The sequence below is a fragment of the Fusibacillus kribbianus genome (assembly GCF_030053595.1).
GTDB classification, from domain to species: Bacteria; Bacillota; Clostridia; order Lachnospirales; family Lachnospiraceae; genus Lientehia; species Lientehia kribbiana.
This window is the reverse complement of the sequence record NZ_JASGBQ010000035.1, coordinates 1-26608: the sequence shown is the minus strand read 5'-3', so window position 1 is coordinate 26608 and position 26608 is coordinate 1. Positions and strand designations below refer to the sequence as shown.

The 26608-nt window shown below is 49.6% G+C and carries 30 protein-coding genes and 2 pseudogenes; 3 read left to right on the top strand and 29 right to left on the bottom strand.

All coding sequences use genetic code 11. The annotated features are described in order from the left end of the window. Positions 1 to 129: 129 nt before the first annotated feature. The 19 genes from QJ036_RS13505 to trxA form a co-directional block, all read right to left on the bottom strand. The gene (locus QJ036_RS13505) at positions 130 to 345 is read right to left on the bottom strand and encodes a hypothetical protein (RefSeq protein WP_283231886.1); all 216 of its coding nucleotides are present in this window, start codon (positions 343 to 345) and stop codon (positions 130 to 132) included. Positions 346 to 595: 250 nt separating this feature from the next. Beyond that, on the bottom strand, positions 596 to 1612 hold the full coding sequence (locus tag QJ036_RS13500) for an ornithine cyclodeaminase family protein (RefSeq protein ID WP_283231885.1): 1017 nt from the start codon (positions 1610 to 1612) through the stop codon (positions 596 to 598). A gap of 15 nt (positions 1613 to 1627) precedes the next feature. Next, the gene (locus tag QJ036_RS13495) at positions 1628 to 2260 is read right to left on the bottom strand and encodes a GntR family transcriptional regulator (RefSeq protein ID WP_283231884.1); all 633 of its coding nucleotides are present in this window, start codon (positions 2258 to 2260) and stop codon (positions 1628 to 1630) included. Positions 2261 to 2393: 133 nt separating this feature from the next. Further along, complete coding sequence (locus QJ036_RS13490) at positions 2394 to 3506, bottom strand: NAD/NADP octopine/nopaline dehydrogenase family protein (protein ID WP_283231883.1); 1113 nt, start codon at positions 3504 to 3506, stop codon at positions 2394 to 2396. Between the two features lie 89 nt (positions 3507 to 3595). Next, positions 3596 to 4324: an amino acid ABC transporter ATP-binding protein gene (locus tag QJ036_RS13485; RefSeq protein WP_283231882.1), complete on the bottom strand. Its 729-nt coding sequence runs from the start codon at positions 4322 to 4324 to the stop codon at positions 3596 to 3598. Further along, positions 4321 to 5013: an amino acid ABC transporter permease gene (locus QJ036_RS13480; protein WP_283231881.1), complete on the bottom strand. Its 693-nt coding sequence runs from the start codon at positions 5011 to 5013 to the stop codon at positions 4321 to 4323. Before QJ036_RS13480 ends, QJ036_RS13485 begins: the two co-directional genes overlap by 4 nt. Positions 5014 to 5157: 144 nt before the next feature. Further along, positions 5158 to 5991 (bottom strand): transporter substrate-binding domain-containing protein, encoded by an 834-nt coding sequence (locus QJ036_RS13475; RefSeq protein ID WP_283231880.1) that lies wholly within the window; start codon positions 5989 to 5991, stop codon positions 5158 to 5160. A gap of 151 nt (positions 5992 to 6142) precedes the next feature. Further along, on the bottom strand, positions 6143 to 6760 hold the full coding sequence (locus QJ036_RS13470) for a thiamine phosphate synthase (protein ID WP_283231879.1): 618 nt from the start codon (positions 6758 to 6760) through the stop codon (positions 6143 to 6145). Then, positions 6741 to 8000 carry a 2-iminoacetate synthase ThiH gene (thiH, locus tag QJ036_RS13465; RefSeq protein ID WP_283231878.1) on the bottom strand — a complete coding sequence of 420 codons (1260 nt, stop codon included), beginning with the start codon at positions 7998 to 8000 and terminating at the stop codon, positions 6741 to 6743. The genes QJ036_RS13470 and thiH overlap by 20 nt, the downstream gene beginning before the upstream one ends. A gap of 12 nt (positions 8001 to 8012) precedes the next feature. Next, complete coding sequence (locus QJ036_RS13460; RefSeq protein ID WP_283231877.1) at positions 8013 to 8777, bottom strand: thiazole synthase; 765 nt, start codon at positions 8775 to 8777, stop codon at positions 8013 to 8015. A 24-nt stretch (positions 8778 to 8801) separates the two neighbouring features. Then, the gene (thiF, locus tag QJ036_RS13455; RefSeq protein WP_283231876.1) at positions 8802 to 9428 is read right to left on the bottom strand and encodes a sulfur carrier protein ThiS adenylyltransferase ThiF; all 627 of its coding nucleotides are present in this window, start codon (positions 9426 to 9428) and stop codon (positions 8802 to 8804) included. Then, a complete protein-coding gene (gene thiS / locus QJ036_RS13450) occupies positions 9429 to 9632 on the bottom strand; it encodes a sulfur carrier protein ThiS (RefSeq protein ID WP_283231875.1) in 204 nt (67 codons plus the stop codon). Between the two features lie 92 nt (positions 9633 to 9724). Next, a complete protein-coding gene (locus QJ036_RS13445; protein WP_283231874.1) occupies positions 9725 to 10015 on the bottom strand; it encodes a barstar family protein in 291 nt (96 codons plus the stop codon). Positions 10016 to 10017: 2 nt separating this feature from the next. Next, entirely contained in the window at positions 10018 to 10587 is a 570-nt protein-coding gene (locus QJ036_RS13440) for a ribonuclease domain-containing protein (RefSeq protein ID WP_283231873.1), read from the bottom strand. Positions 10588 to 10617: 30 nt separating this feature from the next. Then, a complete protein-coding gene (locus QJ036_RS13435; protein ID WP_283231872.1) occupies positions 10618 to 11178 on the bottom strand; it encodes a hypothetical protein in 561 nt (186 codons plus the stop codon). Between the two features lie 21 nt (positions 11179 to 11199). Continuing rightward, a complete protein-coding gene (malQ, locus tag QJ036_RS13430; RefSeq protein ID WP_283231871.1) occupies positions 11200 to 12702 on the bottom strand; it encodes a 4-alpha-glucanotransferase in 1503 nt (500 codons plus the stop codon). Positions 12703 to 12779: 77 nt separating this feature from the next. Further along, complete coding sequence (locus tag QJ036_RS13425; RefSeq protein ID WP_283231870.1) at positions 12780 to 13313, bottom strand: flavodoxin family protein; 534 nt, start codon at positions 13311 to 13313, stop codon at positions 12780 to 12782. 19 nt (positions 13314 to 13332) lie between these two features. Beyond that, a complete protein-coding gene (locus QJ036_RS13420; protein WP_283231869.1) occupies positions 13333 to 14301 on the bottom strand; it encodes an alpha/beta hydrolase in 969 nt (322 codons plus the stop codon). An 87-nt stretch (positions 14302 to 14388) separates the two neighbouring features. After that, complete coding sequence (gene trxA, locus QJ036_RS13415; RefSeq protein ID WP_283231868.1) at positions 14389 to 14694, bottom strand: thioredoxin; 306 nt, start codon at positions 14692 to 14694, stop codon at positions 14389 to 14391. 519 nt (positions 14695 to 15213) lie between these two features. Between trxA and QJ036_RS13410 the strand changes: the two genes are divergently transcribed. From QJ036_RS13410 to QJ036_RS13400, 3 genes are all read left to right on the top strand, one after another. Further along, on the top strand, positions 15214 to 15699 hold the full coding sequence (locus QJ036_RS13410; RefSeq protein ID WP_283231867.1) for a hypothetical protein: 486 nt from the start codon (positions 15214 to 15216) through the stop codon (positions 15697 to 15699). Continuing rightward, positions 15683 to 15958 (top strand): hypothetical protein, encoded by a 276-nt coding sequence (locus QJ036_RS13405; protein WP_283231866.1) that lies wholly within the window; start codon positions 15683 to 15685, stop codon positions 15956 to 15958. The genes QJ036_RS13410 and QJ036_RS13405 overlap by 17 nt, the downstream gene beginning before the upstream one ends. Before the next feature lie 208 nt (positions 15959 to 16166). Then, positions 16167 to 16559, top strand: coding sequence for a VOC family protein (locus QJ036_RS13400; RefSeq protein ID WP_283231865.1), 393 nt, complete (start codon positions 16167 to 16169; stop codon positions 16557 to 16559). An 88-nt stretch (positions 16560 to 16647) separates the two neighbouring features. Here QJ036_RS13400 and bsh read toward each other — a convergent pair whose 3' ends face one another. From bsh to QJ036_RS13355, 10 genes and pseudogenes are all read right to left on the bottom strand, one after another. Next, on the bottom strand, positions 16648 to 17622 hold the full coding sequence (gene bsh / locus QJ036_RS13395) for a choloylglycine hydrolase (RefSeq protein WP_283231864.1): 975 nt from the start codon (positions 17620 to 17622) through the stop codon (positions 16648 to 16650). Between the two features lie 93 nt (positions 17623 to 17715). After that, positions 17716 to 19131 carry an MATE family efflux transporter gene (locus QJ036_RS13390; protein WP_331487568.1) on the bottom strand — a complete coding sequence of 472 codons (1416 nt, stop codon included), beginning with the start codon at positions 19129 to 19131 and terminating at the stop codon, positions 17716 to 17718. A 37-nt stretch (positions 19132 to 19168) separates the two neighbouring features. Continuing rightward, entirely contained in the window at positions 19169 to 20584 is a 1416-nt protein-coding gene (locus tag QJ036_RS13385; RefSeq protein ID WP_283231863.1) for an alanine/glycine:cation symporter family protein, read from the bottom strand. A 144-nt stretch (positions 20585 to 20728) separates the two neighbouring features. Then, complete coding sequence (locus QJ036_RS13380; protein ID WP_283231862.1) at positions 20729 to 20908, bottom strand: hypothetical protein; 180 nt, start codon at positions 20906 to 20908, stop codon at positions 20729 to 20731. A gap of 377 nt (positions 20909 to 21285) precedes the next feature. Continuing rightward, positions 21286 to 21639 (bottom strand): annotated as a pseudogene (locus tag QJ036_RS14280) (PfkB family carbohydrate kinase); the annotation flags it as partial. A 6-nt stretch (positions 21640 to 21645) separates the two neighbouring features. After that, entirely contained in the window at positions 21646 to 23580 is a 1935-nt protein-coding gene (locus QJ036_RS13370) for a hypothetical protein (protein ID WP_283231861.1), read from the bottom strand. A 37-nt stretch (positions 23581 to 23617) separates the two neighbouring features. After that, a pseudogene (locus tag QJ036_RS13365) lies at positions 23618 to 24157 on the bottom strand (4Fe-4S dicluster domain-containing protein); the annotation flags it as partial. Beyond that, complete coding sequence (locus QJ036_RS14180; RefSeq protein ID WP_331487564.1) at positions 24085 to 24261, bottom strand: DNA cytosine methyltransferase; 177 nt, start codon at positions 24259 to 24261, stop codon at positions 24085 to 24087. The pseudogene QJ036_RS13365 and the gene QJ036_RS14180, both read right to left, overlap by 73 nt. 15 nt (positions 24262 to 24276) lie before the next feature. Beyond that, positions 24277 to 24489, bottom strand: coding sequence for a helix-turn-helix domain-containing protein (locus QJ036_RS13360; protein WP_283231860.1), 213 nt, complete (start codon positions 24487 to 24489; stop codon positions 24277 to 24279). Positions 24490 to 24914: 425 nt separating this feature from the next. Then, positions 24915 to 26222 carry an IS30 family transposase gene (locus tag QJ036_RS13355; RefSeq protein WP_283231859.1) on the bottom strand — a complete coding sequence of 436 codons (1308 nt, stop codon included), beginning with the start codon at positions 26220 to 26222 and terminating at the stop codon, positions 24915 to 24917. Positions 26223 to 26608 lie beyond the last annotated feature (386 nt).

Here is a 26608-nt window from a genome sequence, read left to right as displayed (position 1 = left end):
GCATAGTATAATTAGTACTGGTATTGTTATTTAGTAGCATAATTAATTATACCAAAAAATCGCTCAGACCTCACGGTCTGGGCGATTTTTCTGTCAGGGGAGTTTTTTTACAGCCCCTTTTTCACTGTTTTATCTGGAACACTTTTTCAGATCCGCATCAATTTCATCAATATGCACTGCGACCTCAGCAGACTCCGGATAACTGAGAAGCTTCCGATAGGTCAGTGCACCGACCAGCTTCATGCTGGGATTTGAGGTGGAGCCGGGAGCATATTTCTCCATCACCGCTCTTCCTTCTTCTGATCTCATAATCTCCTTGATCTTGGAATCAATTGATAATGCCATGGCAAAAACCCTCCTTCATATATTCGTAGTTTCACAAACCCTTTCCCGAGAGTTCATTGCCTTTATTATAGGTGATCCTCTTCTTTTTTCCCACCCGCAGATCTTTGGTATTTTTTATCCCGCAGCCGCTTTTTTGCAGGGGCGCCAGCCGCCGGTTCCGCGTATATCACCCGGTCCCCGTTTCTCCAGACAGCCACACGGACTGCCTCTTCTCCGATACACGGCGCGCCTCCCGGTATCTGCGGATCCTCTATTTATTCTGATAAGTACGGAATGCAAAGGTATCAAGCTCCTCATCTTCCGCAAAATACTCCTTGTACAGCACGCCGGCGGTTCCGATATCTGTGGACCCCATTCCGATGATGCAGGCACAGATGATCTCGTCCTCATTCTCGCGGCCGGTCTTTTTGCCCACCACGATATCCGGCATTTCCGCGTGGACCTGTTCCTCCGTCAGCTTTCCTGCATGAACCAGCTTGACCAGCTCGCCCCGGTGGGCGTTCTGTGCCCAGTTATCCACCACCAGCTTATCCGCCTTCAGAGGGATATTCTCGTCCAGCTCCTGGAAGGAACCAAGAGAAAGCACGGTACAGCCCTTTTTCAGCCACTCCCACTGTACCAGAGGCTCGTCGGCAATGGTCACGGTAATAATGATATCTGCGCCGCGGCACGCCTCTTCATTGGACATGCAGGGAACGATCTTCACACCCAGCTCCGGCCCCATTTCTTCCGCATAAGCCTCTGCCGCCTCCGGACGGATATCCACGATGCGGATCTCCTCAATGGGCATCTCCTCACAGATTGCACGCGCGTTCATCTTTCCCTGCACGCCGGCTCCGATGATGGCGAGAACTTTGGAATCCTTTCCTGCCAGATACCGTGCCGCTACTCCCGCAGACGCACCTGTGCGGATATCGGTAATGTAGCTGCCGTCCATGATGGCCAGCACCTCGCCGGTCCGTGCCTCATTCAGAATGATCACACCGCCGATGTAGGGAATCCCTTTCTTACGGTTGTCATTGAAGCCCCATACCCACTTGATTCCGGAAATATCCACAGAGCCGCCGATGTAAGCAGGCATGGCATTGTAAGAACCACCGTAAGGCGGCCAGTCATTGCTCTCCCCGGTATCCAGCGTGATCTTGGCCGGCATAAGGATCTGGTCATGGCCGTGGGCCTCATAGACCTTCTCCACAAGCTCGATCGATTTTTTCATGGTAAGTACCTTCTGAATCTGTTCCTTGGAAATTAATTTTACGTGATCCATTGTTATTCTCCTCTCCTATGCATCCTTCTGTACATGCTGTTTCATTTTTACACGCGCCTCTTCGGCGTTTCCTTTTAAAATCGTCTTAAGTACCGCTTCGTGTTCCTCTCCTGAAGCATCCAGATATTGTCCCGGGTCCTTCTGGTTTGTCAGATACCGGACCGCAGCCGCGGATGCTCTGGAGATCATTTCTGCCAGATATCGGTTTCCGGAAAATTCCGCAAGCCGGACATGGAACTGTTCCCCACTGAGGAAAAAGGTCCTCACGTCCTTTTTCTGCGCCGCCTCCTTCTGCTGCCTGCAGTATCCCAGCAATTCCTCCGCCTGTGTCCGGCTCAGTCCCCGCCTGCAGCTTAGCTCCGCCGACAAGGACTCCAGCTCTGCCCGCACCTGATCAATATCATTCAGTTCTTCTTCCCGGACGGCGGCCACCACCAGATTTTTCCGTTCTGTCCGAAGCATACCCTCCAGCGTCAGCTGCTGCAGTGCGCTGCGCACCGGAGTCCGGCTGATCTGCATCAGATCGGCCACTCCTTCTTCCGTGAGAATATCGCCTGCCTTCAGTTCCCCGTCCAGAATTGCTTCCCGAAGCATTCCGTATGCTTTTTCGGATAAGGATTCTTTTTTCCCGACCGCTCCAAGCGCCATGGTTTCCCCTTTCTCACAATAGCGTGAAGAATTATTCGTGTACTGTATACAATGGTAGGGGCTAAGAACGCATTTGTCAAGCACTTCTTATGCTTTCACGCGTTCCGTATCAGAATCCGCTCCAAAAACCCGTTTATTTTTTCAGAAATCCCCGGATCTCTTCCACACTCATATCAGCCAGCCCCATCTTTTCCAGCGTCCGCCCGGCGGTAAAATAATCCGTATCATTGTAAGCGGAAGCAAGATGGATCACAGACTCTATGATGACCGGACGGAGCCCGGCTTTTTTTGCAAGAAGATCGATCGGCACCAGAAGATAAGGAACATCCTCGGTGATATAGCGCTCCTTTGAGCTGGCCGGTGAATTTTTCACCTTGCCGTGGGTCACAGAGGAACGGTTAAATTCATAGACAGACTCGCAGTGTCCGTCATAAAGGGCGTTCATGATCTCCAGCTCCGGCCACAGCTGATAGCCATAGGCAGCTCCCACAGCCAGCCTTTCTTTATCCATTTTCGCCGTTGCCCGAGCCGTGGCAGGGCTGCAGCAGTCTGCATAATAATTGAAATTCCCCTCAAAATTTTCAAGAAGCCCGATATTCACCGTTGTCATCAGCGGATGACCGCCGAAATTGATGTTTTCCAGTCCTGCCCGCAGAGGACTCTCCAGATATCTGACCGGGATCGGCATGACCTCCTCCACCTGTTTCTTAAGCTGCTCGGTAGCATGGGAGCCCGGAAAAATACTGAGGGGCATGAATTTTTTCAGGCCCATGATACAGATCTGCGCCGGGCCGTTCAACCGGGTGGCCCAGGGAATGCTGATGGCATCCACAAAGGTAAACTCCAGCCCTGCCCGATCGGATTTTTCCAGCATCTCATGGAGCACCAGACCGGCAAAATTGCCCGGCATCACGATCAGGATCTGACCGTCCCGAAGAAAGGGGATCATCTCTGCAAACAGAATCTCCTGAGCAAAGGACGGACAGATCATGACCATCGTGTCCGCAAAGGAAACAGCCTCTTCCATGTCCGTCGTTGCCCTGGCGATTTTTTCAAAGCCGCCGAAAAGATAGGCATCTCCGTTCTTCCCTTCCAGTGCCTTGATCCCGCCTGTCTCCTGTACTGCCCGGATCTGTCTGTCAAAGGACGGCAGATCATAAAGACAGACCTCATGTCCCGTCTTCGACAAATGATAGGCGGCCGTCATTCCGCCGTTGCCTGCTCCGATTACTGTAACTCTGCTCATAGCTGTTCCTTCCTTTTTCTTTAAAAAACACTGCCGCATCCGGTTCTCCCGAACCCTGCGCGGCAGTGCCTGCTTTCATTTTATTTAATTTATACGTTCAGTACCTTGGAAAGGAAATCCTGGGTTCTCTGATTCTTCGGATGATTGAAGATCTCATCCGGAGTGCCCTCCTCAAGGATAATGCCCTGATCAATGAAGAAGACCCGGTCACCCACTTCCTTCGCAAAGCCCATCTCGTGGGTCACGATGACCATGGTCATTCCCTCTTTTGCAAGAGCCTTCATAACATCCAGCACCTCACCGACCATCTCCGGATCCAGCGCCGATGTGGGCTCGTCAAAGAGCATCACGTCCGGATCCATAGCAAGGGCACGGACAATGGCGATCCGCTGCTTCTGGCCTCCGGAAAGCTCTCTCGGATAACTCCCTGCCTTTTCCCGCAGGCCGACACGGTCTAAAAGCTCAAAGGCTTTCGCCTCTGCCGCCTCTTTGGAAAGTCCCTTCACACGGATGGGGCCGACCGTTATATTGTCCAGGATCGTCATATTGTTGAACAGGTTGAACTGCTGGAACACCATACCCATTTTCTGACGTACCTTCGCGATATCCGTCTTGGGCGCCGTAATATCATTGCCCTCAAAAATGACCTGGCCTTCCGTGGGCTCCTCCAGAAGATTCAGGCACCGGAGGAAGGTACTCTTTCCGGAACCGGAGGGTCCGATCACACAGACCACCTCTCCCTTTTCAATGTGGGAGTCGATACCGTTTAAAACATTCAGTTTTCCAAAGCTTTTTTTCAGTCCCTTAGTATAGATCATGCGCGCAGCCTCCTCTCCAGAACGCCTACCAGACGGCTGGCAGCAAAGCAAAGTACAAAGTAGAATCCGGCCAGGATCAGGTAGCAGGGAAGCATATTATAGGTCATCGTCTTGACCACGCTGTTCATGTAGAACAGATCTGCTACGCCAAGGTAAGAAATGACTGCTGTTTCCTTGATCAGGGTCACAAATTCATTGCAAAGGGCGGGAACCACGTTTTTAATGGCCTGGGGAAGAACCACAAGCCGCATGGCCAGTCCCTTCTTCATTCCCACACAGAGAGCTGCTTCCATCTGTCCGACGTCCACAGCCTCAATGCCGGCGCGGAAGATTTCTGCCACGTAGGCACCGCTGTTTAATGAGACCGCGATCATACAGGGAACCATACACTCCAGGTTCATGCCGAGAAGACTTCCCACAGGCATGGGGATCAGCTTGGGAATACCGAAATAAGCCACCCAAAGCTGAACGATCACAGGCGTCCCGCGGAACACTTCAATGTACACCCGTGCAAATGCCCGAAGCACTTTCATAAGCGGGTTCCTGCTTTTTGACATGCGCAAAAGGCAAATGACCAGGCCGCAGAGGACACCTCCCACGACGCCGATCAGAGCCAGCACCACCGTATTTCTGACGCCCTGCAGATAATAGGGGTAGTACTTTGACAAAATCTCCAAGATATCTCCCATACCTTCTCCTTCCTGTTTGCGAGAGCCCTGACATTCTCTGCCTGACAGAGCTTTTTCCTTCCCTTATAACGACAAGAACCGGGCCGGAGAAGTTCCTCCCCGGCCCCGGTTTCTATTCCAGGTCTATCTTACTATTCTGACCAGTTATTCTGCTGCTGCCTCTTCCACATCCAGGAATTCAGCTTCCCACTCACCGATCAGGTTCTTTTCCACAACCTCAGCAACGATGGGATTGATCTTGTTCAGCATCTCTTCATTGCCTTCCTGAATACAGACACCAAGCTCATTCTTTTCCGTGGGAATCTCCAGGTTTGCAATGGCAAGGCCGCTGTTCTTGGATACTGCACTGAGTGCAACACCGCTCTCACAGAACATACCGTCCAGCTTGCCCTCTGCAACCATCATAACCATATCCTGTACATTGTTTACGATCTGAGCGGTGTCACCGGCATACTGCTCTGCCAGCTCCTGCTGGAAAGCGCCCATCTGGCCGCCGATCTTCTGTCCCTTCAGATCATCCAGGCTTGCATACTTGTCTTCGTTTCCTGCCTTTACCAGGAGAGCCTGATCTGCAGTATAGTAAGGATCAGAGAACAGGCACTTGCGGTCTGCCTTGATGGTCATACCGGAGATAACCAGGTCAAATTTTCCCTCGTCCAGGCTTCCGATCAGTCCGTCAAAGCTCATATCGGTGAGCTCCAGCTCCATACCCAGCTTGTCAGCGATGTACTTTGCCAGCTCAACATCAATACCTACCAGTTCTCTTCCGTTTTCGGTCTCAGCATAAAACTCGAAGGGCGGATAATCACCGGACATACCTACTCTGAGTACGCCGTTGGTTGCCTCCGCTTTCGTCTCCTCAGCCTTTGTCTCTGCTGCCTTCGTCTCCTCTTTCTTGGAGCCGCATGCGGTCAGGCCAAATGCCAGAACTACAACCATCAGTGCAGCTGCTACGCATTTCCACATTTTCTTTTTCATAACAATTCCTCGCATTTCTATAGTGTTGGTCGTCCGTTAAAGAAATACACGAAAACGCCATAGGATTAGCATACTCACTTAGCCGCCGTTTGTCAATTTCTTTTTGCTTAAATATGCAATTTTTATTGATTTCGATGAATATATACTCACTTTATCCGGAAATCGGTTCCTGAAAAGAGGTCTGCCGGGCAAATTCCATCTTCATAAAGCCGGACATCATACAGCCGCCGGCCGCGCCGGCTGCCAGCACCTCCTCCATATTCCGGGGGCTGATGCCGCCGATGGCATAAACGGGAACGGGGGAGAGGGCGCAAACTTCTTTAAGAAACTCAAGGCCTTTTCCGGGCAGTCCCTTTTTGCAGTCGGTCTCGAAAATATTTCCAAGAACCACCTGGGTGGCTCCAGCTTCTGCCGCCTCCCTCACATCGTCCATACTATGACAGGAAACGCTGATCTCAGAAAAACCGGAGAGGCTCCCGGCCTGCTCCCTGAGGGTCGGAAGGGACAGATGGATCCGCCGGCAGCCAAGTTCCTTTGCCGCCTTCGTGTGTGTATGAAGGAAACAGGGAACTTCGTTCCTTCTGCAGATCTCAAGAACTTCTTTGGCCAGCCTTCCGTAAGCTTTCGCATCCAGGTCCTTTTCCCTGAGAACCAATGCCCGGGGACGAAGTTCCGTCACCCGTAAAAGCTGCGCGAGATAATCTCCCCGGCACAGCGCCCGGTTGGTGATCACAATATACTTTCCGTAATCAGACATAAATATAATCATTCAGCACCGGCTGAAGGCCTCCCTCTTCCAGATCCTGATACATGGTCTCAAAGGAACGTCCGTCGTTGATCTCGAACTGCTCGTCTCCTGCCTCCGTCTCCTCCTTGCCCTCGTACTTTGCCTCATGGTCACCGATCCCGGTGGATACGCCCGCCGACACCTTGGTGGCACAGATCTTCGTGATCCCGTTCCGGAACTGGGCACTTTCCCGGCTTGAAACCGTGATTCCCACATAGGGGAGGAAAATGCGGTAGGCACAGAGCACCTGGCACAGCTCCTTCTCCCCCACATCACGCGGATTGATCTTATCGTTATTGACGATGGGCCGGAGTCTGGGGCAGCTTAAGCTCAGCTCCGCATGGGGATATTTCCGGTTCAGATAATAGACGTGCAGGGCAGAAGCCAGAGCATCCTTTCGGAAATCAGAAAGACCGAGAAGAGCCGAGAAGCCCGCGCCCCGCATTCCAGCCCGGAGGGCGCGCTCCTGGGCGTCGAACCGGTAAGGCCACACACGTTTATGGCCCAGCAGATGAAGGGTCTCATACTTGTCACTGTCATAGGTCTCCTGGAAAACTGTCACATAATCCACACCGCATTCATGGAGATACCGGTACTCGTCGGTGTTGACCGGATAGATCTCAATGCCGATATTGCGGAAATATTTCCGCGCTGTCTTCACCGCCTCCCCGATATAATGGATATCGGAGTATTTCCGGCTCTCACCGGTCAGCATCAGAATCTCTTCCATCCCGCTGTCGGCAATGACCTTCATCTCGTGATCGATCTCCTCCGGGGTGAGCTTCTTTCTGTGAATGTTGTTGTAGCAGTTGAAGCCGCAGTAAACACAGTAATTCTGGCAGTAATTGGCAATGTAAAGGGGGGTAAAAAGATATACGGTATTGCCGAAATGCTTTCTTGTCTCCTCCTCGGCCTTTCTGGCCATTTCTTCCAGGAAGGGGGCCGCCGCCGGGGAAAGAAGCGCTTTAAAATCCTCGATGGAGCAGGTCTCGTGGGACAGCGCCCGTTTCACATCCTCCGCCGTATAACTGTCATAATCGTAGGCGTTCATGGCTGCGATCACCTTATCCTTCACATCGGACTCAATGACCTCCATCCCCTGCAGATACGCCATATGGTCCGTGCGGAAGGACGGATCCTGTTCCAGCCGGTGCTTCCTCTTCAGGACCTCCGGCGGAAGGGCATCACTGTCAATAAAATACACCTGATTTTCCTCGTTCATCTGTAATCCCTCCTAACGCAGGAACCCGGTCAGCGGATCGGAGGCACTTCCTCCCCGGGTCAGGACCCGTCCCATGCCGGTCACATATGCCGTACGTCCCGCCTCAATGGCCTGACGGAAAGCTCCTGCCATGGCAGGTACATCCCCTGCGGTGGCAATGGCCGTATTTGCCATGATCGCGGCAGCACCCATCTCCATGGCCTCACATGCCTGTGACGGCCTTCCGATTCCCGCATCCACGATCACCGGCAGATCGATCTCATCGATCAGGATCTGAATAAATTCTTTGGTGGCAAGTCCCTTGTTGCTGCCGATGGGAGCCGCCAGCGGCATAACGGCTGCCGCTCCCGCATTCTGCAGATCTCTTGCCACATTCAGATCCGGGTACATATAGGGCAGCACCACAAAGCCTTCCTTTGCCAGAATCTCCGTCGCCCGCACAGTCTCATAATTGTCCGGCAGAAGATATTTTGCATCGTGCATGATCTCCACCTTCACAAAGTCGCCGCAGCCCATGGCCCGGCTCAGACGGGCGATCCGTACCGCCTCCTCGGCGTTTCTTGCGCCTGACGTGTTGGGAAGCAGCGTCACCCCCTCCGGAATAAAATCCAGAATGCTTTCACTCTGCTTCGTGTTGGCTCTTCTTAAGGCCAGGGTAATGATCTGTGCGCCGCCCTGCTCCACGGCTGCTTTGATCAGATTCAGATTGTACTTTCCCGATCCGAGAATAAAGCGGCTGGTAAATTCATGACCGCCCAAAACCAATTTATCTTCCATTTATCATTCCTCCTGTATTCTGTTTTATTCTTCCCCAAGGATCAGCCTTACCGCCTGATTTGCCTGATGGCCGGCACAGACCGCCACCCGCGGTGCCAAAAGACCGACTCCCGGAGAAGCCTCCGTCACGCCGTCGCCGCAGACATAAAGGCGGGACAGCTTTCTTGCCGTTCTGATTCCGTTGGCCTCCCCGTATCCTGCCATGCCGTTTCCCGAAATCACTGTCGTCCCGGGACAGCTTTTCAGAATTGTGGAAATCAGCATCGCCTTGTTCTCCGGCTTGTCAAAGGCCTCACATACAATGGGAAACTCTCCGAACAGCTCTGCGGCATTTTCCCCGGTGACCCGGACGCAGAGTGTCTCAACCTCCACATAAGGATTGATCTCCGCCAGGATCTCCCGGATCGCCTCCGTTTTCGGCCTTCCCAGATGGGGAAGCCGGTACGCCTGCCGGTTCAGATTTGTCATATCGACCACATCGAAATCCACCAGAAACAGATGCCCCACACCGCATCTGGTCAGCATGACCGCAATATTGGAGCCCAGGCCTCCAAGGCCGGCCACTGCCACCCGGGCAGCCTGCAGCTTTTTCCGGACTGTCTCCGGAAACCGGGCATCAAAGGCCTTCTCCAATTCTTCTTTCCCTATCATTCAACCGCCTCCCACAAAGCAAAGGATCTCAACCTGATCATTTTCCTGCAGCACTGTATTATCCAGGTCCCCCCTGGACAGGATCTTAAAATTATGTTCAACGACAACCCTTCCGGGATCATAGCCCTCCCGTTCAAGGTAATGAAGCACCGTCATGCCTGCCGCCTTCACCGCTTCTCCATTGACTGTTACCACTGCTCTCATCTCCTTTCCTGTCGCAAAAAAAGCGCCACGAAGAACCATACCCGCGGTGGTATGCCCCTTCGTGACGCCTCTGCCTCACTCTGCTAACGATTTTAACAGGTGCCCCCTGTTTTGTCAATTATTACATAGGAAATATGTGGATTTTCTGCCGCTGCCGCCCCCAGGACTCCTGTAAGCCTTTCTGCATAATCCCCCAGCTGTTCCTTCAGGGCATCCGGATAACGCAGACAAAGCTCCGTATCCTCTGCAACATCGGTCAGACAGTCAAAAAGCGCATCCAGGTTGTTTCCGTACCATTCCGGAAAGGAAAAGGCTTTTGCCAGCCACTGATGGAGTTCCTTTCTGTCCCGGATGCCCCTGCCGTCCAGAATCACCGTTCTCATGGTCATTCCTCCCCGTAAAGGAGCTCAAAGCTCTCGTAATGATCCTCCGTATAGTAAATCAGGCCGTCATTGGAAAACACAATGCGCTTTGCACCCCGGCTCTTCGCCCCCAGCGTGTCAATATCGCATTCCGTATAAGTCCTCCCATTCTTCTCCGGGAGCAGTCCCTCATAATTGCCGAAGCGGCTGCCGCCGATGCACTTGCCGGGAGCATAAGGCTCCAGAGAGCCGCCCGTCCAGCCAAGCTTCTCCGCTTCCTTCTTTGAAATAAAATTGGAAGGAAGCTTTTCGTACTGATGAATATAGAGCGCCACCTCTTCCTTGGAGGTATAGGTGCCATCCTCCGAAAGAAGTTCTTTCACTTCTTCCGTTTCTTCCGGCAAGGACGTCTGTTCCTCCGATGACGGCTGCACCGACTCCGTCGTTTTCTCCGGAGCCGACGATGCAGCATTCTTGCTGCCGGAAGCTGTTCCGCAGCCGGTCAGGATGGCGGCAAACAGGAGAAGCACCGCCAGGAAAAAGCTTCCTCTGCGCTTCCATCCGCGAATCCATTCTGTTTTTCTCTGATTCATTTTTTCATTCTCCATTCTGAACAGTTCCGATCATTCATCCTTATACATGTTCCGGATCTCCTTCAGGTATTTTCGATACTCACGGATGACCGGGGCAGGCGCTGTCAGCCTTACGTTTGTGCCAAAGCAGGCCAGCCAGCCGAAAAAGGAAGCATCTGCCGTCACCTTCAGCCTGACGGAGACAAGCCCCGCCTTTTTCCCCGGCTTTTCCCTGAAATATTCACTGTGACCGAAGGCTTCCCGCATGACTGCGGCAGGCTCCTCTCCACAGACAAGCTCCACCTTGGTGTCTCCGGACAGCCAACGGGGGATGGATGCCTCATACTGTCCATCTTTCGTCTCACGGCCCGGCTCTGTCCCTCGTTTCTCCAGGTAATAGCCTGCCAGCCTTCCTCTTTTCCCTGCGATAGAACAGCCGAATTCACGGAGCGCATCCAGATCGTCATAAATTCCTTTCCGTTCCGCCGCTATTCCATGGCGCTCCAGTTCCTCCAGAATGTCCTTCATGGTAACCGGATGTGCCTCATCACTGTGCTCCAGGAGCTGCAGAATGTACAGGATCTTAAGCTTCTGATTGGCTGATCTCGCCATGGTGTTCTCTCCCCTTCCTAATTAATACCGGCGGTATACGTGCACCAGGAAGCCGAGCCAGCCAGACTCCTGCTGCCCCAGCTGCCCCTTCTTCAACCGCCACTTCCAGTTGTCTCCAAGGGTGGATGGAAAGTTCATTCTGGCAGAATTGTCAAGTCCAAGGACATCCTGAGCCTGGAAGATCACCACATCGGCAATACTCCCGTAGGCCTGACGGAACAGTCCCTCCACGATCTTACTCCTGTCTCTCGTTCCCAAAAGCTCAAACAGATAAGTCAGGATCTCATCGGATTTATCACAGAACAACCCGGTCAGAGTCTCATTGTCATGAGTTCCGCCGTAGGCCACGCAGTTTGGCGTCTTGTAATTGTGGGGCAGGTGCTCGTTGCCCGGATCGCCGTCAAAGCCAAAGGCCAGCACCTTCATGCCGGGATAGCCGTTTTCTTTAAGCAGGGTCCGGACCTCCGGTGTCACCGTGCCGAGATCCTCTGCAATGATCTTCATCTCACCGGCTGCCTCATTGATCACGCGGGTCAGCTTCGTCCCCGGCCCGGGGCGATAGGTCCCGTTGACACTGTCCTTGGCGCCTCCCGGTACTGCATAATATCTGGTGATTCCGATGAAATGGTCGATCCGCAGAGCGTCATAAAGCCCCCTCGACGCAAGGATCCTCTGACGCCACCATTCAAAGCCCTCCTCTTCCATGGCATCCCAGTCATACAGGGGATTGCCCCAGAGCTGGCCTGTCTCACTGAAGGCGTCCGGCGGCACGCCGGCAATAAATTTCGGGAACAGATTTTCCTCCTCCAGCTGGAAAAGCTCCGGGTGGCTCCACACATCGGCGCTGTCCATGGCCGCATAAATAGGAATATCCCCGATGATCTGTATCTTTTTCTCCGTCGCGTACTCCCGCAGCTTTTTCCACTGTTCAAAGAATTTATACTGACAGAAGGTCCAGAATTCCATGTCCTCCGCCAGAAGCGCCTCATATTTCGCCACTGCCTCCGGCCTGCGGAAACGGATATCCTCCTCCCATTCCAGCCAGTTCACGCTGCCGAAATACTCCTTGCACGCCATATAAAGGCTGTAATCCTTAAGCCAGTAGGCGTTCTCCTCAGTGAAGATCCGGAAATCCGGCGCTTCCCGGTGAAAGCTGTTCCGGAAAGCCTCCCGGAGGACCTGAAACCGGTTCTGATAGATCACCTCATAGGAAACATAGGATTCGTTATCTCCCCAGGAAAAGCTGTCCACATATTCTTTTTTAACAAGTCCCTCCTCGATCAGCAGATCCAGATCGATAAAATACGGATTTCCCGCAAAGGAAGAAAAGGACTGATACGGGCTGTCCCCGTAGCTGGTGGGGCCCAGAGGCAGCACCTGCCAGTATTTCTGCCCGGCTCTCCTTAAAAAATCTATAAATTCATAGGCTGCCTTTCCAAAGGTCCCGATGCCGTAGGGGGACGGAAGGCTGGTAACAGGGAGAAGAATTCCGGCTCCCCGTTCCAAGGTCTGACCTGTCATCATTTGTTACCTCACTTCGCATTTTTTTATCATTATACTGAAAAAAGAAGGGATGTACAATAGGCGTCGTCCAAAAGTCCTTAGAGAGAACGTCCCAGCTCATAAGCCTCCGCCAGTCTGGGACACCGTTCCATGGCGCCGTCCTTCTCCACGGTCATGCCACTGATGGTAAGAATTCCCCGGTTTTTCCATCCGTAATAATCCACCATGGTATGAAACTGTGCCTTTGCACCCTCGAAGACTCCCTCTGAAACAGAATTCAGAAGGAGCGCCGCCTCCCGTATAGGAAGATCATATCTGCCCCGGGGATACATTCTGTCCAGCGTGCATTTCAGCTGTCCGGTCATATCAAAGCAGTAGATCGGAGAGGCCAGCACCAGAAGCTCCGTATGATCCAGCGTATGTAAAACCGCTTCCATGTCATCCTTCTGGATACAGACGCCTTTGTGAGAATGGCAGTACTGGCAGCCCTTGCAGGCGGCAATCTTTTTCCTTGCCACATGGATCATTTCCACCTGATGCCCCGCCTCCTTCGCTCCCCTGGCAAAGGCACCGGCCATGGTATCCGTGTTACCTCCCGGTCTCGGGCTTCCGTTCAATATAGTAATCTGCATATTCTGCTTCCTCCTTCTGTCATCGGACCTCATGCTTTTCTAAAAAAGAAAACACGGTTTCGTAGTAAAGCTCCGGTTCCTTATCCGGTGCCTGTACATGCCCTGCCCCTTCCACAAAAAGAAGCTCCTTCTCTCCTGCCGCCGCGTCGTAAAGCTCCCGGCTCATTTCCGGCGGCACGAACACATCCTCCGTGCCGTGAATAAAGAGAATGGGCAGGGAGGTCCTCTTTACCGCCTCCAGAGCCGACGCATCCATCAGATCATAGCCGCCCCGCAGGCGGAGCATGAGCACCGCACCCGGAAGCAGCGGAAATGCGGGCAGATTTGCCCATTCCTTCATCTGCTTCGCAAACATATGATAGGCGTCCGTATAGGCACTGTCCGCAACAATGGCCTTCACGGCCTCCGGAAGCGCTTCCCCGGCCATCATCAGGGCACAGGAAGCCCCCATGGACTGGCCGTGAAGAACGATCCGTGCCTCTGCATCCCGCTCAAGGATCTGCCGGAGCCACAGAAGATTATCCAACCGGTCCGTCCAGCCCATGCCGATAAAATCCCCCTCACTCTCGCCGCTGCACCGCATGTCCGGCACCAGGACATGATACCCCATCTTTGCATACCGACAGGCCAGCGGGAACATTTCCTCCTTCCAGCCCGTATAGCCGTGAAGCAAAAGGACCCATTTATGGCTCTCCTCCGGCCCGTAAAAAGCTCTCGCCACCAGCCGGCAGCCGTCCTCCGTAATCACGGAAAGAAGCTCCGAGTCCGCCGACTCAAGCCACGCTTTCGTCTCGTCCTGTGCCTCCGCCTTATTGGTCTCGATATCCTCTGTATGGACAAGGGCCTCCATGCCCTCCTCCGTCAGTTCCTCAAAGGCATCCAGCCGCTCCATAAATTCGGGCACAAGCGCTGCACTGACAAGAATGTTGCAGGCTGTTATGTACAGTACAAGAAGAACTGCCGCTGTGATCAGGGCAGCCTGTTTCAAACGTTTCCGCCTCCTCATTCCCTCAACTCTTTTCCGCCTCAGGCAGTCTGAAAGAGAGGGAAAACCTGCCGTTTTCCCTCCGGTCTTTTACAGCAGCGCAAGGATCGCCTGCTTGGGCTGTGCTCCAATGGTTTTGTTTGTGATCTTTCCGTCCTTCATCACCACCAGCATGGGAATGGACATGACCTTGAATTCGGATGCCAGCTCCGGCTCTTCATCCACATTGACCTTGCCCACCTTGATGGTATCCAGCTCCTGGGCGATCTCATCCACAATGGGAGAAACCATGCGGCAGGGTCCGCACCAGGCCGCCCAGAAATCCAAAAGGACCGGTTTATCGCTTTCCATGACCTCTTTCTGAAAATTTTCCCTGGTAATTGTAACAACTGACATGAAGATACCTCCTTTTTCAACTATATTAAAGTATGCCCCGTTCGGTTTATTTCCATAGCGTCCAACAGGAGACAATCCGCCCTCTGTTCACCGACGCTATCAACAGTTTACTATATTTTCCATCCGACCGCAATCTTTCATTTTTGATCTGCTTTCGAAAGAGTCCGCTGGATATCATTTCAGGACCATGCTATAATAAAACCGGCATAAGCCAAATTTGTTCTATGGCACAGAAAGGACTCCTATGGAAAAGAAACGAATTTCTGTCAATTGGTCAACCTTTTTTCTTGCGCTGACTGCGGCGCTTCTGACGGTATTCGTACCGCTTCTTTGCAGTATTTCAATGCTGATCAAAAAAAAACCGTCCTGCCGGAGACGCTGGTATTTGGATTCCGCGTAGTTTCCACAGCCCTGGCCGGACTCACTCTCCTGCTCTCCTTCTGTTATCATAAAGATCTGCAGGACCAGAAAGGACATTTTCAGCGTATACTGCCCCTGCTGAAAGCTGAGCTTTGGCTTTTGGCTGTCTTTTTACTGTGGCGGGCGGCCTGGTACCTGATTTTTGATACGGCACCTGCCAGGCTGATGGAACATGCCGCTCTGATTCGGATACTGATACCGGTCTGGATCGCAGCAGGCTTTCTGTCTGCTGTTGTGCTGTTTCACTGGATGGTCCATATTTCCTGCCGGTCCAATAAAAAAATCGGATTCTTTTCATCTCTTCTTCATTTGCTGCGGCACCCGCTCATTTTGGTCTTAAGCCTGTTGTGCTGTATCCTGCTTGTTTTTATTTATATTCTTACAGGGATTTTGGGCAGCCTGCTGGGGCAGGGAGACTCTTTTCTCTCTATGATCGCGGCATATTTATTAAAGGCAGCCGGCTGTTACTTTGTGCTGATGCTTTTATTCCTGCTTTTCCGCAGGGCAGAGCAGAAAGACAGGAAAACGGCACCGGTACAGGCAACTCAGGAGGACGCAAAACAGCCGGATGAAGCAGCCTTATGAATCCCTGACCCTGGCGGCATTGATGCAGCAGGAAGAGGGCTTTGTGATAAAGGCAGATACCAGAACTGAACAGTTTGAGCAGATTCTGAGCGCCTATGGTTTTAATGAAAAGGAAATCTGTGACTTTGTTGATTTCTGGACAGAGAAGCTGAGCCCGGGGCGCGGCTATGTGATGTATCCTCAGTTGACAGAAACCGTAGACACGGCAATGCCCATCACTGTTGAAGGTGCTGAACCGGACAGCTATTACCGGATATGATTCTATTTTGCAGAGTATAACGGACAGAATACAGAAGAGCCGATAATCCATCCTGTGTGTCATGACGGGCTGACTCTGATTGAATGGGGCGGAATTATCGCGGGAGAATAAACAGCCTTCCGTTAAAAATCCGGGAATAAAATTCTGCTTGAACATTTATTCCCACGGAAGTAAAATAAAATCAAATCAACAAAGGGAGGCATTTTCTATGATCAAGAACAGAAAACACGGCCATATCGGCCTCGCAACCAACGACGTGGAAAAGGATGCAAAATGGTACACAGACGTACTGGGCTTTGAAGTGATCGGAAAATTCAAGGGTGACGACGGCACCAACGTATATTTCCTGAAGAACTGTGACGTTGTTTACGAGATGTATCAGGCCAATCCGGCTCTTCCTCCTGAAGTGGCGGGAAAGATCGACCACTACAGCTTTGATTCCACCGATATCGAGGCAGATTATAAATACTGCGTAGAGCAGGGCTATACCATCACCACCAACGGCATCGAGGAGATCCCTCAGTTCTGGGCCAACGGTGTTCGTTACTTCAAGATTGCAAGCCCTACAGGCGAACAGATGGAATTCTGCCAGGTGCTCTAATCGCAGCGGAAAGCGGAACCTGTATATGGAAACCGGCCGGGACAATTTCTTTTAAAGAAGCTGTCCCAGCCGGTTTTTTTTGCTGTTTTCAATTCTGCCAGTTGATCTGTTCCCCCAGAACCAGAGGATATCTCACCAGCTCCCTTCCATCCAGATCCTCCCGGTGCATGTCCACCGCCGTGATCTGATGATTCTCATAGGTCGTGTAATAATAGATGCCCTTGTCCGTATTGCAGCAGGAGGTATAGAGGGTGATCTCATATTCCTTCTCTCCCACATCGCAGCAGCCCCTCTGCTGGTCCACAGATCCGAGAATATGGAAAAACTGGCTGACGCTTTCCGCCTCCGACTCCCCGGAAACAGAGTTCATTTTCGTAAAGGCTACCCGCACAAACCGGGACTGGGAGGACAGATCCCCCGGAAGTCCCATGCCGCCCATGCCGCGGCTGTAGGTGTCAAGGGGAAGGCCGCCGCCAAAGGTATTCTGCGGAGTTTTTGAAGACACATGTCTGTAATTATTCAGATTGAACATCTGTTTTTCAAAGGGCGGATTGTTGGTCATCACCCCCACCGGATTATCATAGATCCGGATCCCGTCCTTCATGGATTCTACGGTTATGGCTCCGTCGCGATCGGCTATGATCCAGTGGAGCTCGGCCACCGGAAGCTCGGCGCTGAAGGGCGTATTGGTAATGTTCAGCCTTTCAATCAGTGCTCTGGCCTCCTGAACCGAAGCGCACTGGCTGAGGATCCACGGAATGAATTCAAACTGCGCCACATTGTCCTTTCCGGAAACCGGCTCCTTGTAATCTGCATTCCCCACAAAATTCAGCCCTGCCATTCCCAGGCCCTTTTCATTGATGGCATCGTAAAACAGCGGACAGCCTCCGGCCACATAAGCCATGCCAATGATCGCGTAATGACTCTCCGTCATTCCCATATACCGAAAATGAAACGGAAATCTACGGGGAGCCACCACCACCTCATCACCGTAGGAAAACTCATAATCCAGGGTGCGTCCGAAATAAAAATCCTTTGTTTTATAAGTCGCTGCTGTACACATAAGCTTACCCCTTTCTTCTTCCTGTCAGACAGACGTCAGTCTCTTTTGTTATACCACTCTTCACCTATATTATACGTACCGTCACATGTGGTTTCAACCCTTTCCCATCCCCTTCAGTTCCCGGAGCAGGAAGCATGCGGAGATGACCGCCGCCAGGAAATCGGCAATGGGACCTGCATAGAGGATCCCATCCATTCCCAGAAAGAGCGGAAGAATGATGAGAAGCGGAAGCAGGAAAAGAATCTGTCTGGTCAGCGCAAGGAAGGTTCCCTGCTTCGGCTTCCCAATGGAAGAAAAGAAGGTCGACGACATGGGCTGAATATTATTGGCAAAGGTGAAAAACAGATAAATATGGAAATACTGCTCCGCAAAGGCAAAATATAATTCGGAGCCGCTTCCAAACAGGCTGATGATCTGTCTTGGGAACAGCTGAAACATGGCAAAGGCAACGATGCAGATGACCTGCCCCGTTCCCATGCTCAGAAGGATCACCCGTTTGACCCGGCCGTACTGCTTTGCGCCGTAATTAAAGCTGGAAATGGGCTGCATTCCCTGGGCAATGCCGATGCAGAAGGCAAAGAAAATAAAGCTCACCTTATTGATGATCCCGGCACAGGCCAGAGGAACAGATTCTCCGTAAATGGACATGGCTCCGTAATGCTTCAGAGAATTGTTCATGACGATCTGGACCACCATCATGGCCATCTGATTGAAGCACTGGGCCATTCCCAGGCTCATGGCGTAGCCTGCATACATGAATCTCGGACGCAGATGCTCCTTCGTAAAGGGGCCTGCCTTGTACCGGCGCAGATAGAAAAACACCATGGCTGCCGATGCGATCTGTCCAATGATCGTAGCCAGAGCTGCACCGGTCATTCCCATATGAAATCCGAAAATAAACAAAGGATCCAGCACCGTATTGATGGCCGCTCCGATCAGATTGCACAGCATGGAATACCTTGGGCTTCCGTCGGCCCGAATTAAATGCGCCCCGCCCGTGGTCAGGATCAGAAAAGGAAATCCAAAGGATACAATCCTCACATATTCCTTCGCCAGTCCCAGCACATTGTCGGGGGATCCGAAAAACACCAGCAGCGGTTCCAGAAAAAGCTGTGTGATCAGGCAAAGCAAAAGTCCGCTGCCAAACATGAGAACGGCTGCGTTCCCTATATAATAGAGCGCCTTTTTTCTCTCTCCCCGTCCCATGGACAGGTTAAAGGCCGATGCGGCACCGATTCCAAACAAAAGCGCCAGGGCCGTGCAGCTGGTCGTCAGGGGAAATGCCACATTAGTGGCCGCATTTCCCAGTTCTCCGATGCTGTGTCCGATGAATATCTGGTCTACAATATTGTAAAGAGCCCCCACCAGCATCGCCACAATACTGGGAATGGCAAATCTCCGAAGAAGTGTTCCCACCGGCACGCACCCCAGCGGATTAGCCTGCTGTTTTTCTGCTTTCTGCATAGTATCCTGTATCGATACTGTTGTTTTCTTCATTTGTTCTTCCATCTTCTTATTCTCCCGTAATCGTTATAATCATTTCCTGTCACTCATTCCAATACTCCAGCTCTTCCTCATCAAGCCCGATATCGGAGCCTCTGAAAACAGGATTCTTCCCCGCCTTCTTCTGCTTCTCATAATCCCTCAGGGCACGAATCGCCACCCCGCCGAGCAGCATACAGGCCGGAAGATTGATCAGCGTCATACCTCCCATGGTAATATCGGCCATGGCCCAGGCGGCATCCATGGGGATAATTGCTCCCAGGAAGACAACGATCACACAGAAGAGCTTAAAGATCAGCTTAAATTTTTTCGACGGCTCTTTTTTGTTATTCATAAAAATAAGGGCATTGTCCACATAATACAGATTTCCAAGCAGGGTCGTAAAGGCAAAAAGCACCATGGCGATCGTAATAAACAGAGGACCCACACGTCCGAAAACGGTGGAGATCGCGTTCTGTACATACAGCGCACCGGACACTGCCTCTGTATGCTCCACACCGCTGGACAGACACATCAGCGCCGTCGCCGTGCAGAGAAGCAGAGTGTCAATGTAAACGGACAGGGTCTGCACGAGGCCCTGCTTGACCGGATGCGTGACATGGGCGGAAGCAGAGGCGTTGGGGGCCGAACCCACACCGGCCTCGTTGGAATAAAGTCCCCGCTTTATTCCATAAATCAGACAGGAACCTGCCACACCACCGAAAATAGCCTTAAAATCAAAGGCGTCCTTAAAAATCTCCACAAACATCACCGGGATATTGGTGATATGAAACAAGATAACGATCATTGAAATGACCACATAGGAGATCCCCATAAACGGAACGATCACACTGGTCAGTTTTACGATTCTTTTTCCGCCTCCCAAAAGACAATATCCGACCAACACAGCCAGCACCGCACCTACGATCATCGGTGTGGTCGATTCCTGATAAAAGGAATATACGGCAAAGGTGGACTGCAGGTTGTAGGAGCACAGCAAATTAAAGCCGACCGCATAGGTTGCGATCAGAAATACGCAGAACAGGACCGCAAGCCAACGGGCATGGAGCGCCTTCTCAATATAATAAGCCGGGCCTCCGTAGCATGCACCGTCTTCCCCTTTTCTTTTGTAGATCTGTGCCAGCGTACTTTCCATAAAAGCGGAGGCAGCACCGATCAGACACATGATCCACATCCAGAAGCATGCGCCCGGCCCGCCCAGGCAGATGGCCGTGGACACTCCTACGATATTGCCTGTGCCGACGCGGGATGCCGTGGAAACCATCAGCGCCTGAAAGGAAGAAACCTTCCCTTCTCCGGAGGGCTCCATCACCAGTCTGCAGGATTCCCGAAACAATCTGAACTGCACCCCTTTTGTCAGAATCGTAAACCAGCAGCCTGCAATGGCCATTACGATCATGAGGATCGGATAATACATAACATTGTCAATGGCGTTTAAAATGTCCAGAAATCCCATCATTGTCCTCCTCGTATGGGTCTTTACATTTTCCTCGGAACGGTTTCAGTAATATAGCATTTAGAATACTCTTTTGTATCAAAATTTATGTAATACGAACTGATACAAATACTACTATAACGAAAGAACAGCTAAATATCAACCTCGTTATTCTGCCAGCTTTCGAAGTGTGTCCCCCGCGATCCGTACACCGTCCAGTCGGACATCGGCTCTGCCCCTGTATTCCGGCTGCACATACAGATCCTCCAGTGTCTTCTCGTCGGCAACAACTTCATCCAGCATCTTTTTATGCTCCGCATCCCATTTTTTCAGGACCTCCTCTGCCATGGAAGCTCCAACTCCTCTGCAGGCGCGCATCCTCCCATGCCATGCTTCTCTTGTAAACGAAACCCGGACATCAAATTCTTCCTGTAAAGTAAGATCAAAAAACTCTCGATACTCCTCTGGAACCAGCACATGCCTTCTGATATCACCGCAGCCTGTCCAATCCGGAAAGCTGTTCTAATATAAAATCCGGATATTCTTTACTTGATGCCATTCTGTAACCACTGCTCCTTTGTCAGATAAGTATAATGCTCCGTTCTTATATCTCCCATTTCATCCGGCCTGGCAGCCGTATGTGACTGCGCCGGCGGTATCAGACCGATGCTTCCAATTGCACAATTGTCCTCCCTGAGGCATACTGCATAAGTTTCTCCGGCAGACAAGACATTCCACAAAGGTTCTCTAACATTCGGATCAAAAGAAACTAGGGCTCCTGCTGCCTTCGCTGCCGTATGCACAAAAGCCAGTGTGGTATGTACTTTTTCATCTCGAATCAGACCCGCTGTTGCAACCCCTGCATCTGTCAGAGTCTGGACCAACTGATTTCCAAACATGTCAGCTCCCACCTTACCGATAAAAGCGGTCTTATGGCCCAGTTTTTCCAACATCGCAAGCACATTTCCCGGAGCTCCGCCAGGATTGGCCTCCATTAAAGGGTTCCCCTGTGGAGATATTCCATTTACCGTAAAATCGATTAACAGCTCCCCAAGAGCTACCACGTCATATGTTTTCATTAATATTTACCTCACTGCATTTAACGTCTCTTCCCAAGGAAGAACCTCTGTCCATCCAGTGGTATCAAAACTATCCCGAATTCCTTTGCAGTAATACTCCAGTTTTTCTGTCAAACCTTTTTTCTCTGCAAAAATGCCTATGTAGCCGCCCATAGCATATTCCATGGTGCGAGCTCTGTCTTCTGTGCCATTTGTGCAGGCATATGCATCTACAAAATAGTCCGCATACTGTGGATCCAGATTTCCATAATAGCTATCGTTATATACATATCCTTCTGGATTCAGTGACTCCCAGCCATAATCCGAATACGCTGCATCCGCATTGAACATGGCAAAGTATTCCATGCGTTTATCTATAATATGGGAAAACTCATGATATATCAGTTCTTCCACGATAGGATTAATCTCTTCACTAAGGTTCATAGCTCTACCATCCAGTGCCATCACGTATTTGCCCGGATACATGTAATTAACAAATCCACCAGAAACATATGTGGTTTCCTCTGTGCTGTAATCTTTCTCCAATACACCTAAAATCTGTATTTCTATCTTCTTATGCGTGTTGTGCTTTAGCTGTTCAAAAAATCCTTCCGGATAACGCCCCATGGCATAATCCAGCGTATTTAATGTCTGAAGAATGTCTTCTTCCGAAAGCAACAAATCAGCTCTGTGATCTGTAAATTCTGTATCACACTGGTCAGCAATATGGATTTCTACTCCGTATTTTTCAGACAAAACATCTGCCAGATCAAAGAGTTCCTGGCTTACTGCACTGCCTGCAGGCTCTTTCATAACATCCTCTACAGATTCCATTACAAGACTATCTGTCAGCCCCTCAGAAATCTGCCAAAACATCAAGTGGTCTTGTCCGTTTTCGTCCATCATAGTAAACACGTAACCATCGTACTCATCATACCATACGTATTCAGACATCATATAATGAGCCAGACCGTCAGCATTTGCTCTGGAAATCAGATTTCCTTGTACATCATATGCGTCCAGCGTAGTAGCACCATCCTCAATCATCTCACTGAGAATAACATGCCCGGATGCTTGGTTGAATCCAACAGAAGAACTAAAATTAACATAGAACTGGTTTTGATTCTCTCCATCCGCAAGCACATACAACGGATCTTCACAATCAACTTTTCCAAGCCAGGTATCTCCACTTGTCTCCAAAGAACTATAGGCATACGGAGATTCTATCCTGCGAAATGTTCCGTTTGTCAGGTCCAGCACACAACTCTCTCTCATGTAAGTGCTCAAATCTGTATAGACAAAAGCTGCTTCTTTCCCATTGGATTTGCAAAGATATGAGCTGGCAGCATCTTTCATCAAAACAGTCTCTGTCCCAGTGGACAATTCTATCTCTTTGATTCCCCGATCATAAGTAAACAGATACGCTTTCTCTCCGGCAGCATTCAGACAGAAGGTTCCGCCTAAAAGACCATATGCATCTACCAATTTGAGATCCTTATCTAACAGATAACATTTACTGTCCCCCAAATCGTTGACAGCCACATGATTATCCAGCACCTGCACAGTTGCATACATAAGATTGGTCAGCTTGTTTTCACCGAGAACTTCCCCATTCTCTATAGACACAAGCTTAACAGTACATGCGCTTTGATTGGTCTCACCATCGTATTCATTAAACACCAAAAGTAGATTATTGCCCATTCTGTGAACTTCCGCCTGGCTCACACCCGCCAAAACGTCAGTTGGAACTTCATACAGATAGTCATTTTCATTCCAAGTCATTCTGCCCGCAAAAATGGTATCCTCTATGTCAGGAAGGGATTCCTCTTCCACGACAAGCTCTTCTTCTACAGATGGCAGTTCAGCATTTCCCGGTACATCTTCGGTGCCTGATTGATTACAGCCAGACAACATTGCCACGCAAAGAATCCCTATTAATAATATGGCCAATCTATGTTTCATATCTTGATCCTCCATTTATCAGAAGGTACATTTACTTTTATATCTCTTTTCCTGCAAGAATTTCCTTATAATCCTGATAGTTTTTCTCCAGCAATGTCGGGGTATCCAATCCATACGGACACATGGACTTGCATTTTCCACAATGGATACAGTCTTCTGTTTTCTTCATCATAGCCTGCATTGCAGGTGTCAACTGTCCCTGTGCCGGCGCACGTCGAATCATCAGTGACATTCTTGCGCAATCACTGATGTTAATGTCTACAGGACACGGCATACAATATCCACAACCACGGCAAAATTCTCCCTGCAATTCTTCAAGATCTTTCTCAATCTCTGTTTTCATAGCCGCATCCATCACCGGTTCCTGGTCTTGATAAGACAGGAACTGGTCAAGCTGCCATTCAAACTGTACGCCCCAGATTGGAAGCACATGATCGTATGGAAGCATAAATGCGTAGGCCGCAGCAGTATTGGTTATCAAACCTCCTGCCAGGGCTTTCATAGCTAAAAATCCCATGCCGGCTTTTTTACAACGCTCCACCAATGCCAGTTCTCTCTCAGAAGATAAATAGCTGAACTGTCATCTATTTCATTTGCATAAACAGATGTTAAATCAATGCCAGACATCTCTATGCCAAGGCGAAAACCACCTACGCCAGTGCAAAACTCAGCATAGTTCATACTAGTTTCCTCCAATCATTCTTCATCATCTATTGTTACTTCCATAATGTCACCTACATCACATTTTAAGGCGATACATACTTTTTCAAGCACATCAGTAGTGACTCTTTCATTCTTTCCAAGTTTAGCCAATGCATTGGTGCTTATTCCAGAAGCAAGACGAAGGTCTTTTTTCTTCATATCTTTATCAATTAACAACTTCCACAGTTTTCTATAACTAATAGCCATTCTAAACACCTCGTATTTGTAAAAGGTCATTCCATTACTAATCTATTATATCTAAAACATCTTGTAAATTCAATCCAAAATTGCTATATTCAATTTTTAATTGCTGTATTTCATCCGACAACTATCACTCCGATATATAACTATGCCCGTCACTCAATTGCAAACCGAGATGCAGTTTTGTAATTCAACAACTTAATATTTGTAAGTGAAACTCAGTTTTTGTAATTCAAATGCCACTTTTGTAAACGAGATGCAGCTTTTGTAACCGAAATGCACCCTATACAATCGGCTCTTTTCGGTGTATAATGTATTTAAGAGTTCGACAATCAGAGGTCAATTTCCTCTCGTTTAAATTTGTAAACGGAGAATCCACCCCTGGTATTTACGGTATTTTTGTAAATGTGTTGGCGACTCTTGTTTACGATTTATTTTTTGAGAAGCTTAGGTTTCAGACATATGTCCTTGGCATCAACCGGGCGGCAACCAAGTTTAGCCAAGACCTCTTCTCCATGTAAAAAGCTGAACGTTTCGTATGGGCTACGATTGTTCAGTTTTTTTCTTTTGTAAGAGTTGATGTGGTTCATCATTTTAAATACATCCGTTTGAGTCAGGTCATCAATACTTGTCTCCTTAGGAATTATTCGTCTGATGAGCTCATGATTGACCTCACATGCACCTTTCTGGTAAGGACACCCGGCATCGCAATAATAGATGTTTGTCCTGTGATATGAGGCTCCGGGTTCCGGATGCTCACGATACTCAATAGCTCTTGGATTTGAAAATTCACTTCCATTGTCCGTCAAGATATAAGGAAACAGTTCACTAAACAATTCATTTCCAAGGACTTTGTCAAGACCATTAAACACATCTATAACAGACTGGGATGTATTGGCATCTCTTATAAAAGCAAGCATCAAACTGGATTCCACGAAGTGTATTGTAAGGAAGCATTTACCACCTTTTACACCCATCACAGAATCCATCTGTACTTCTGCAAGATCAGGATTCTTCTCTTTAAATTTGAGATATTCCTGGTAGTTCCGACCAATGCGACAGCCTTTGTCTACTTTGAATTCAGGTTTTTTGTATCTTTCTCTGAATTTTACTTTTCTTGGTAGATCGATATTCCTAACATCAAAGAGGCATGCATCGATGTAGTTATAGATGGTTTTCTCACTACACATCAGTTCATTTTCATGTTCAACATAGATTTGATGAACTGACTGACCATTGTTAACCAGAGGAGTAATGATTGCATTTAGCCTTGCAATCTCTTCCTCCGATACACAAAGTCCACTGCGGGATTCAGATATTACATTGTGAGCTTTGATATGAGCATGCTCTGCGTCATAGATGCTTTTCAACAGGCTGCATTTACAAATCTTTTCGCACCCATTACAGACATAAGGCGGTCTAAAACGTGCTGTACAGACCTCGCAAACAAAGTCCTTACAGTGTTCATTGCAGTATGGACATAACTTACAGTACAGGGTTGCTTTGCGAGAACAATCCTTGCCACATATATTTTTATTACGGCAGTTAAATCTGTTCTTACATTCATTGAATGGATAGCCAGGATAACCTGTGGCAATTTCAGAAGAGTACTTCTTGATTTCTCTTGAAATCGTTGTTGGATTCTTACCCAGGTCAGTGGCAATTGCTTTTATGGACATACTTTCCTTCAACTTCTTTTGAAGGTTAAGACGATCCTCATAAGTAAAGAACTTAGACATAGTGTCCTCCTTATCCGCCGCCAACAATCAGAGGATAATAGCTACGTCATGATTTATCAATAGGGTATTTGTAAGCCATGATGCAGTACATGTGCTTATTACAAATATAGGTATTTTAATAAAGGATAGACGAATGAAATAACTGCGTTTCATTTAACAATTAAGGTAACTATGCCCGTCCGTTAAAGAAAGTGACAATAGTCCTATCGTCTCAATCGGCAAAAAAGTGGTTTCTTGGATAACGTATAATTAGTTTCGCAAAATCAATTTCATAAAAATAGACATGGTCTATAGCCGTTTGGTAGAATTAAGTTACCACACAAAAATCTCACAAAGGAGGCTAAAACCATGTCTGATAACATTATACAACTCAATGAAGATTTAAT

Coding starts and splice junctions, on each gene's coding strand:
- QJ036_RS13505 (WP_283231886.1), bottom strand. CDS start 345: ATGGCATTATCAATTGATTCCAAGATCAAGGAGATTATGAGATCAGAA.
- QJ036_RS13500 (WP_283231885.1), bottom strand. CDS start 1,612: ATGGATCACGTAAAATTAATTTCCAAGGAACAGATTCAGAAGGTACTT.
- QJ036_RS13495 (WP_283231884.1), bottom strand. CDS start 2,260: ATGGCGCTTGGAGCGGTCGGGAAAAAAGAATCCTTATCCGAAAAAGCA.
- QJ036_RS13490 (WP_283231883.1), bottom strand. CDS start 3,506: ATGAGCAGAGTTACAGTAATCGGAGCAGGCAACGGCGGAATGACGGCC.
- QJ036_RS13485 (WP_283231882.1), bottom strand. CDS start 4,324: ATGATCTATACTAAGGGACTGAAAAAAAGCTTTGGAAAACTGAATGTT.
- QJ036_RS13480 (WP_283231881.1), bottom strand. CDS start 5,013: ATGGGAGATATCTTGGAGATTTTGTCAAAGTACTACCCCTATTATCTG.
- QJ036_RS13475 (WP_283231880.1), bottom strand. CDS start 5,991: ATGAAAAAGAAAATGTGGAAATGCGTAGCAGCTGCACTGATGGTTGTA.
- QJ036_RS13470 (WP_283231879.1), bottom strand. CDS start 6,760: ATGATTATATTTATGTCTGATTACGGAAAGTATATTGTGATCACCAAC.
- thiH (WP_283231878.1), bottom strand. CDS start 8,000: ATGAACGAGGAAAATCAGGTGTATTTTATTGACAGTGATGCCCTTCCG.
- QJ036_RS13460 (WP_283231877.1), bottom strand. CDS start 8,777: ATGGAAGATAAATTGGTTTTGGGCGGTCATGAATTTACCAGCCGCTTT.
- thiF (WP_283231876.1), bottom strand. CDS start 9,428: ATGATAGGGAAAGAAGAATTGGAGAAGGCCTTTGATGCCCGGTTTCCG.
- thiS (WP_283231875.1), bottom strand. CDS start 9,632: ATGAGAGCAGTGGTAACAGTCAATGGAGAAGCGGTGAAGGCGGCAGGC.
- QJ036_RS13445 (WP_283231874.1), bottom strand. CDS start 10,015: ATGAGAACGGTGATTCTGGACGGCAGGGGCATCCGGGACAGAAAGGAA.
- QJ036_RS13440 (WP_283231873.1), bottom strand. CDS start 10,587: ATGAATCAGAGAAAAACAGAATGGATTCGCGGATGGAAGCGCAGAGGA.
- QJ036_RS13435 (WP_283231872.1), bottom strand. CDS start 11,178: ATGGCGAGATCAGCCAATCAGAAGCTTAAGATCCTGTACATTCTGCAG.
- malQ (WP_283231871.1), bottom strand. CDS start 12,702: ATGATGACAGGTCAGACCTTGGAACGGGGAGCCGGAATTCTTCTCCCT.
- QJ036_RS13425 (WP_283231870.1), bottom strand. CDS start 13,313: ATGCAGATTACTATATTGAACGGAAGCCCGAGACCGGGAGGTAACACG.
- trxA (WP_283231868.1), bottom strand. CDS start 14,694: ATGTCAGTTGTTACAATTACCAGGGAAAATTTTCAGAAAGAGGTCATG.
- QJ036_RS13405 (WP_283231866.1), top strand. CDS start 15,683: ATGAAGCAGCCTTATGAATCCCTGACCCTGGCGGCATTGATGCAGCAG.
- QJ036_RS13400 (WP_283231865.1), top strand. CDS start 16,167: ATGATCAAGAACAGAAAACACGGCCATATCGGCCTCGCAACCAACGAC.
- bsh (WP_283231864.1), bottom strand. CDS start 17,622: ATGTGTACAGCAGCGACTTATAAAACAAAGGATTTTTATTTCGGACGC.
- QJ036_RS13390 (WP_331487568.1), bottom strand. CDS start 19,131: ATGGAAGAACAAATGAAGAAAACAACAGTATCGATACAGGATACTATG.
- QJ036_RS13385 (WP_283231863.1), bottom strand. CDS start 20,584: ATGATGGGATTTCTGGACATTTTAAACGCCATTGACAATGTTATGTAT.
- QJ036_RS13380 (WP_283231862.1), bottom strand. CDS start 20,908: ATGGCAGAGGAGGTCCTGAAAAAATGGGATGCGGAGCATAAAAAGATG.
- QJ036_RS13370 (WP_283231861.1), bottom strand. CDS start 23,580: ATGAAACATAGATTGGCCATATTATTAATAGGGATTCTTTGCGTGGCA.
- QJ036_RS14180 (WP_331487564.1), bottom strand. CDS start 24,261: ATGAACTATGCTGAGTTTTGCACTGGCGTAGGTGGTTTTCGCCTTGGC.
- QJ036_RS13360 (WP_283231860.1), bottom strand. CDS start 24,489: ATGGCTATTAGTTATAGAAAACTGTGGAAGTTGTTAATTGATAAAGAT.
- QJ036_RS13355 (WP_283231859.1), bottom strand. CDS start 26,222: ATGTCTAAGTTCTTTACTTATGAGGATCGTCTTAACCTTCAAAAGAAG.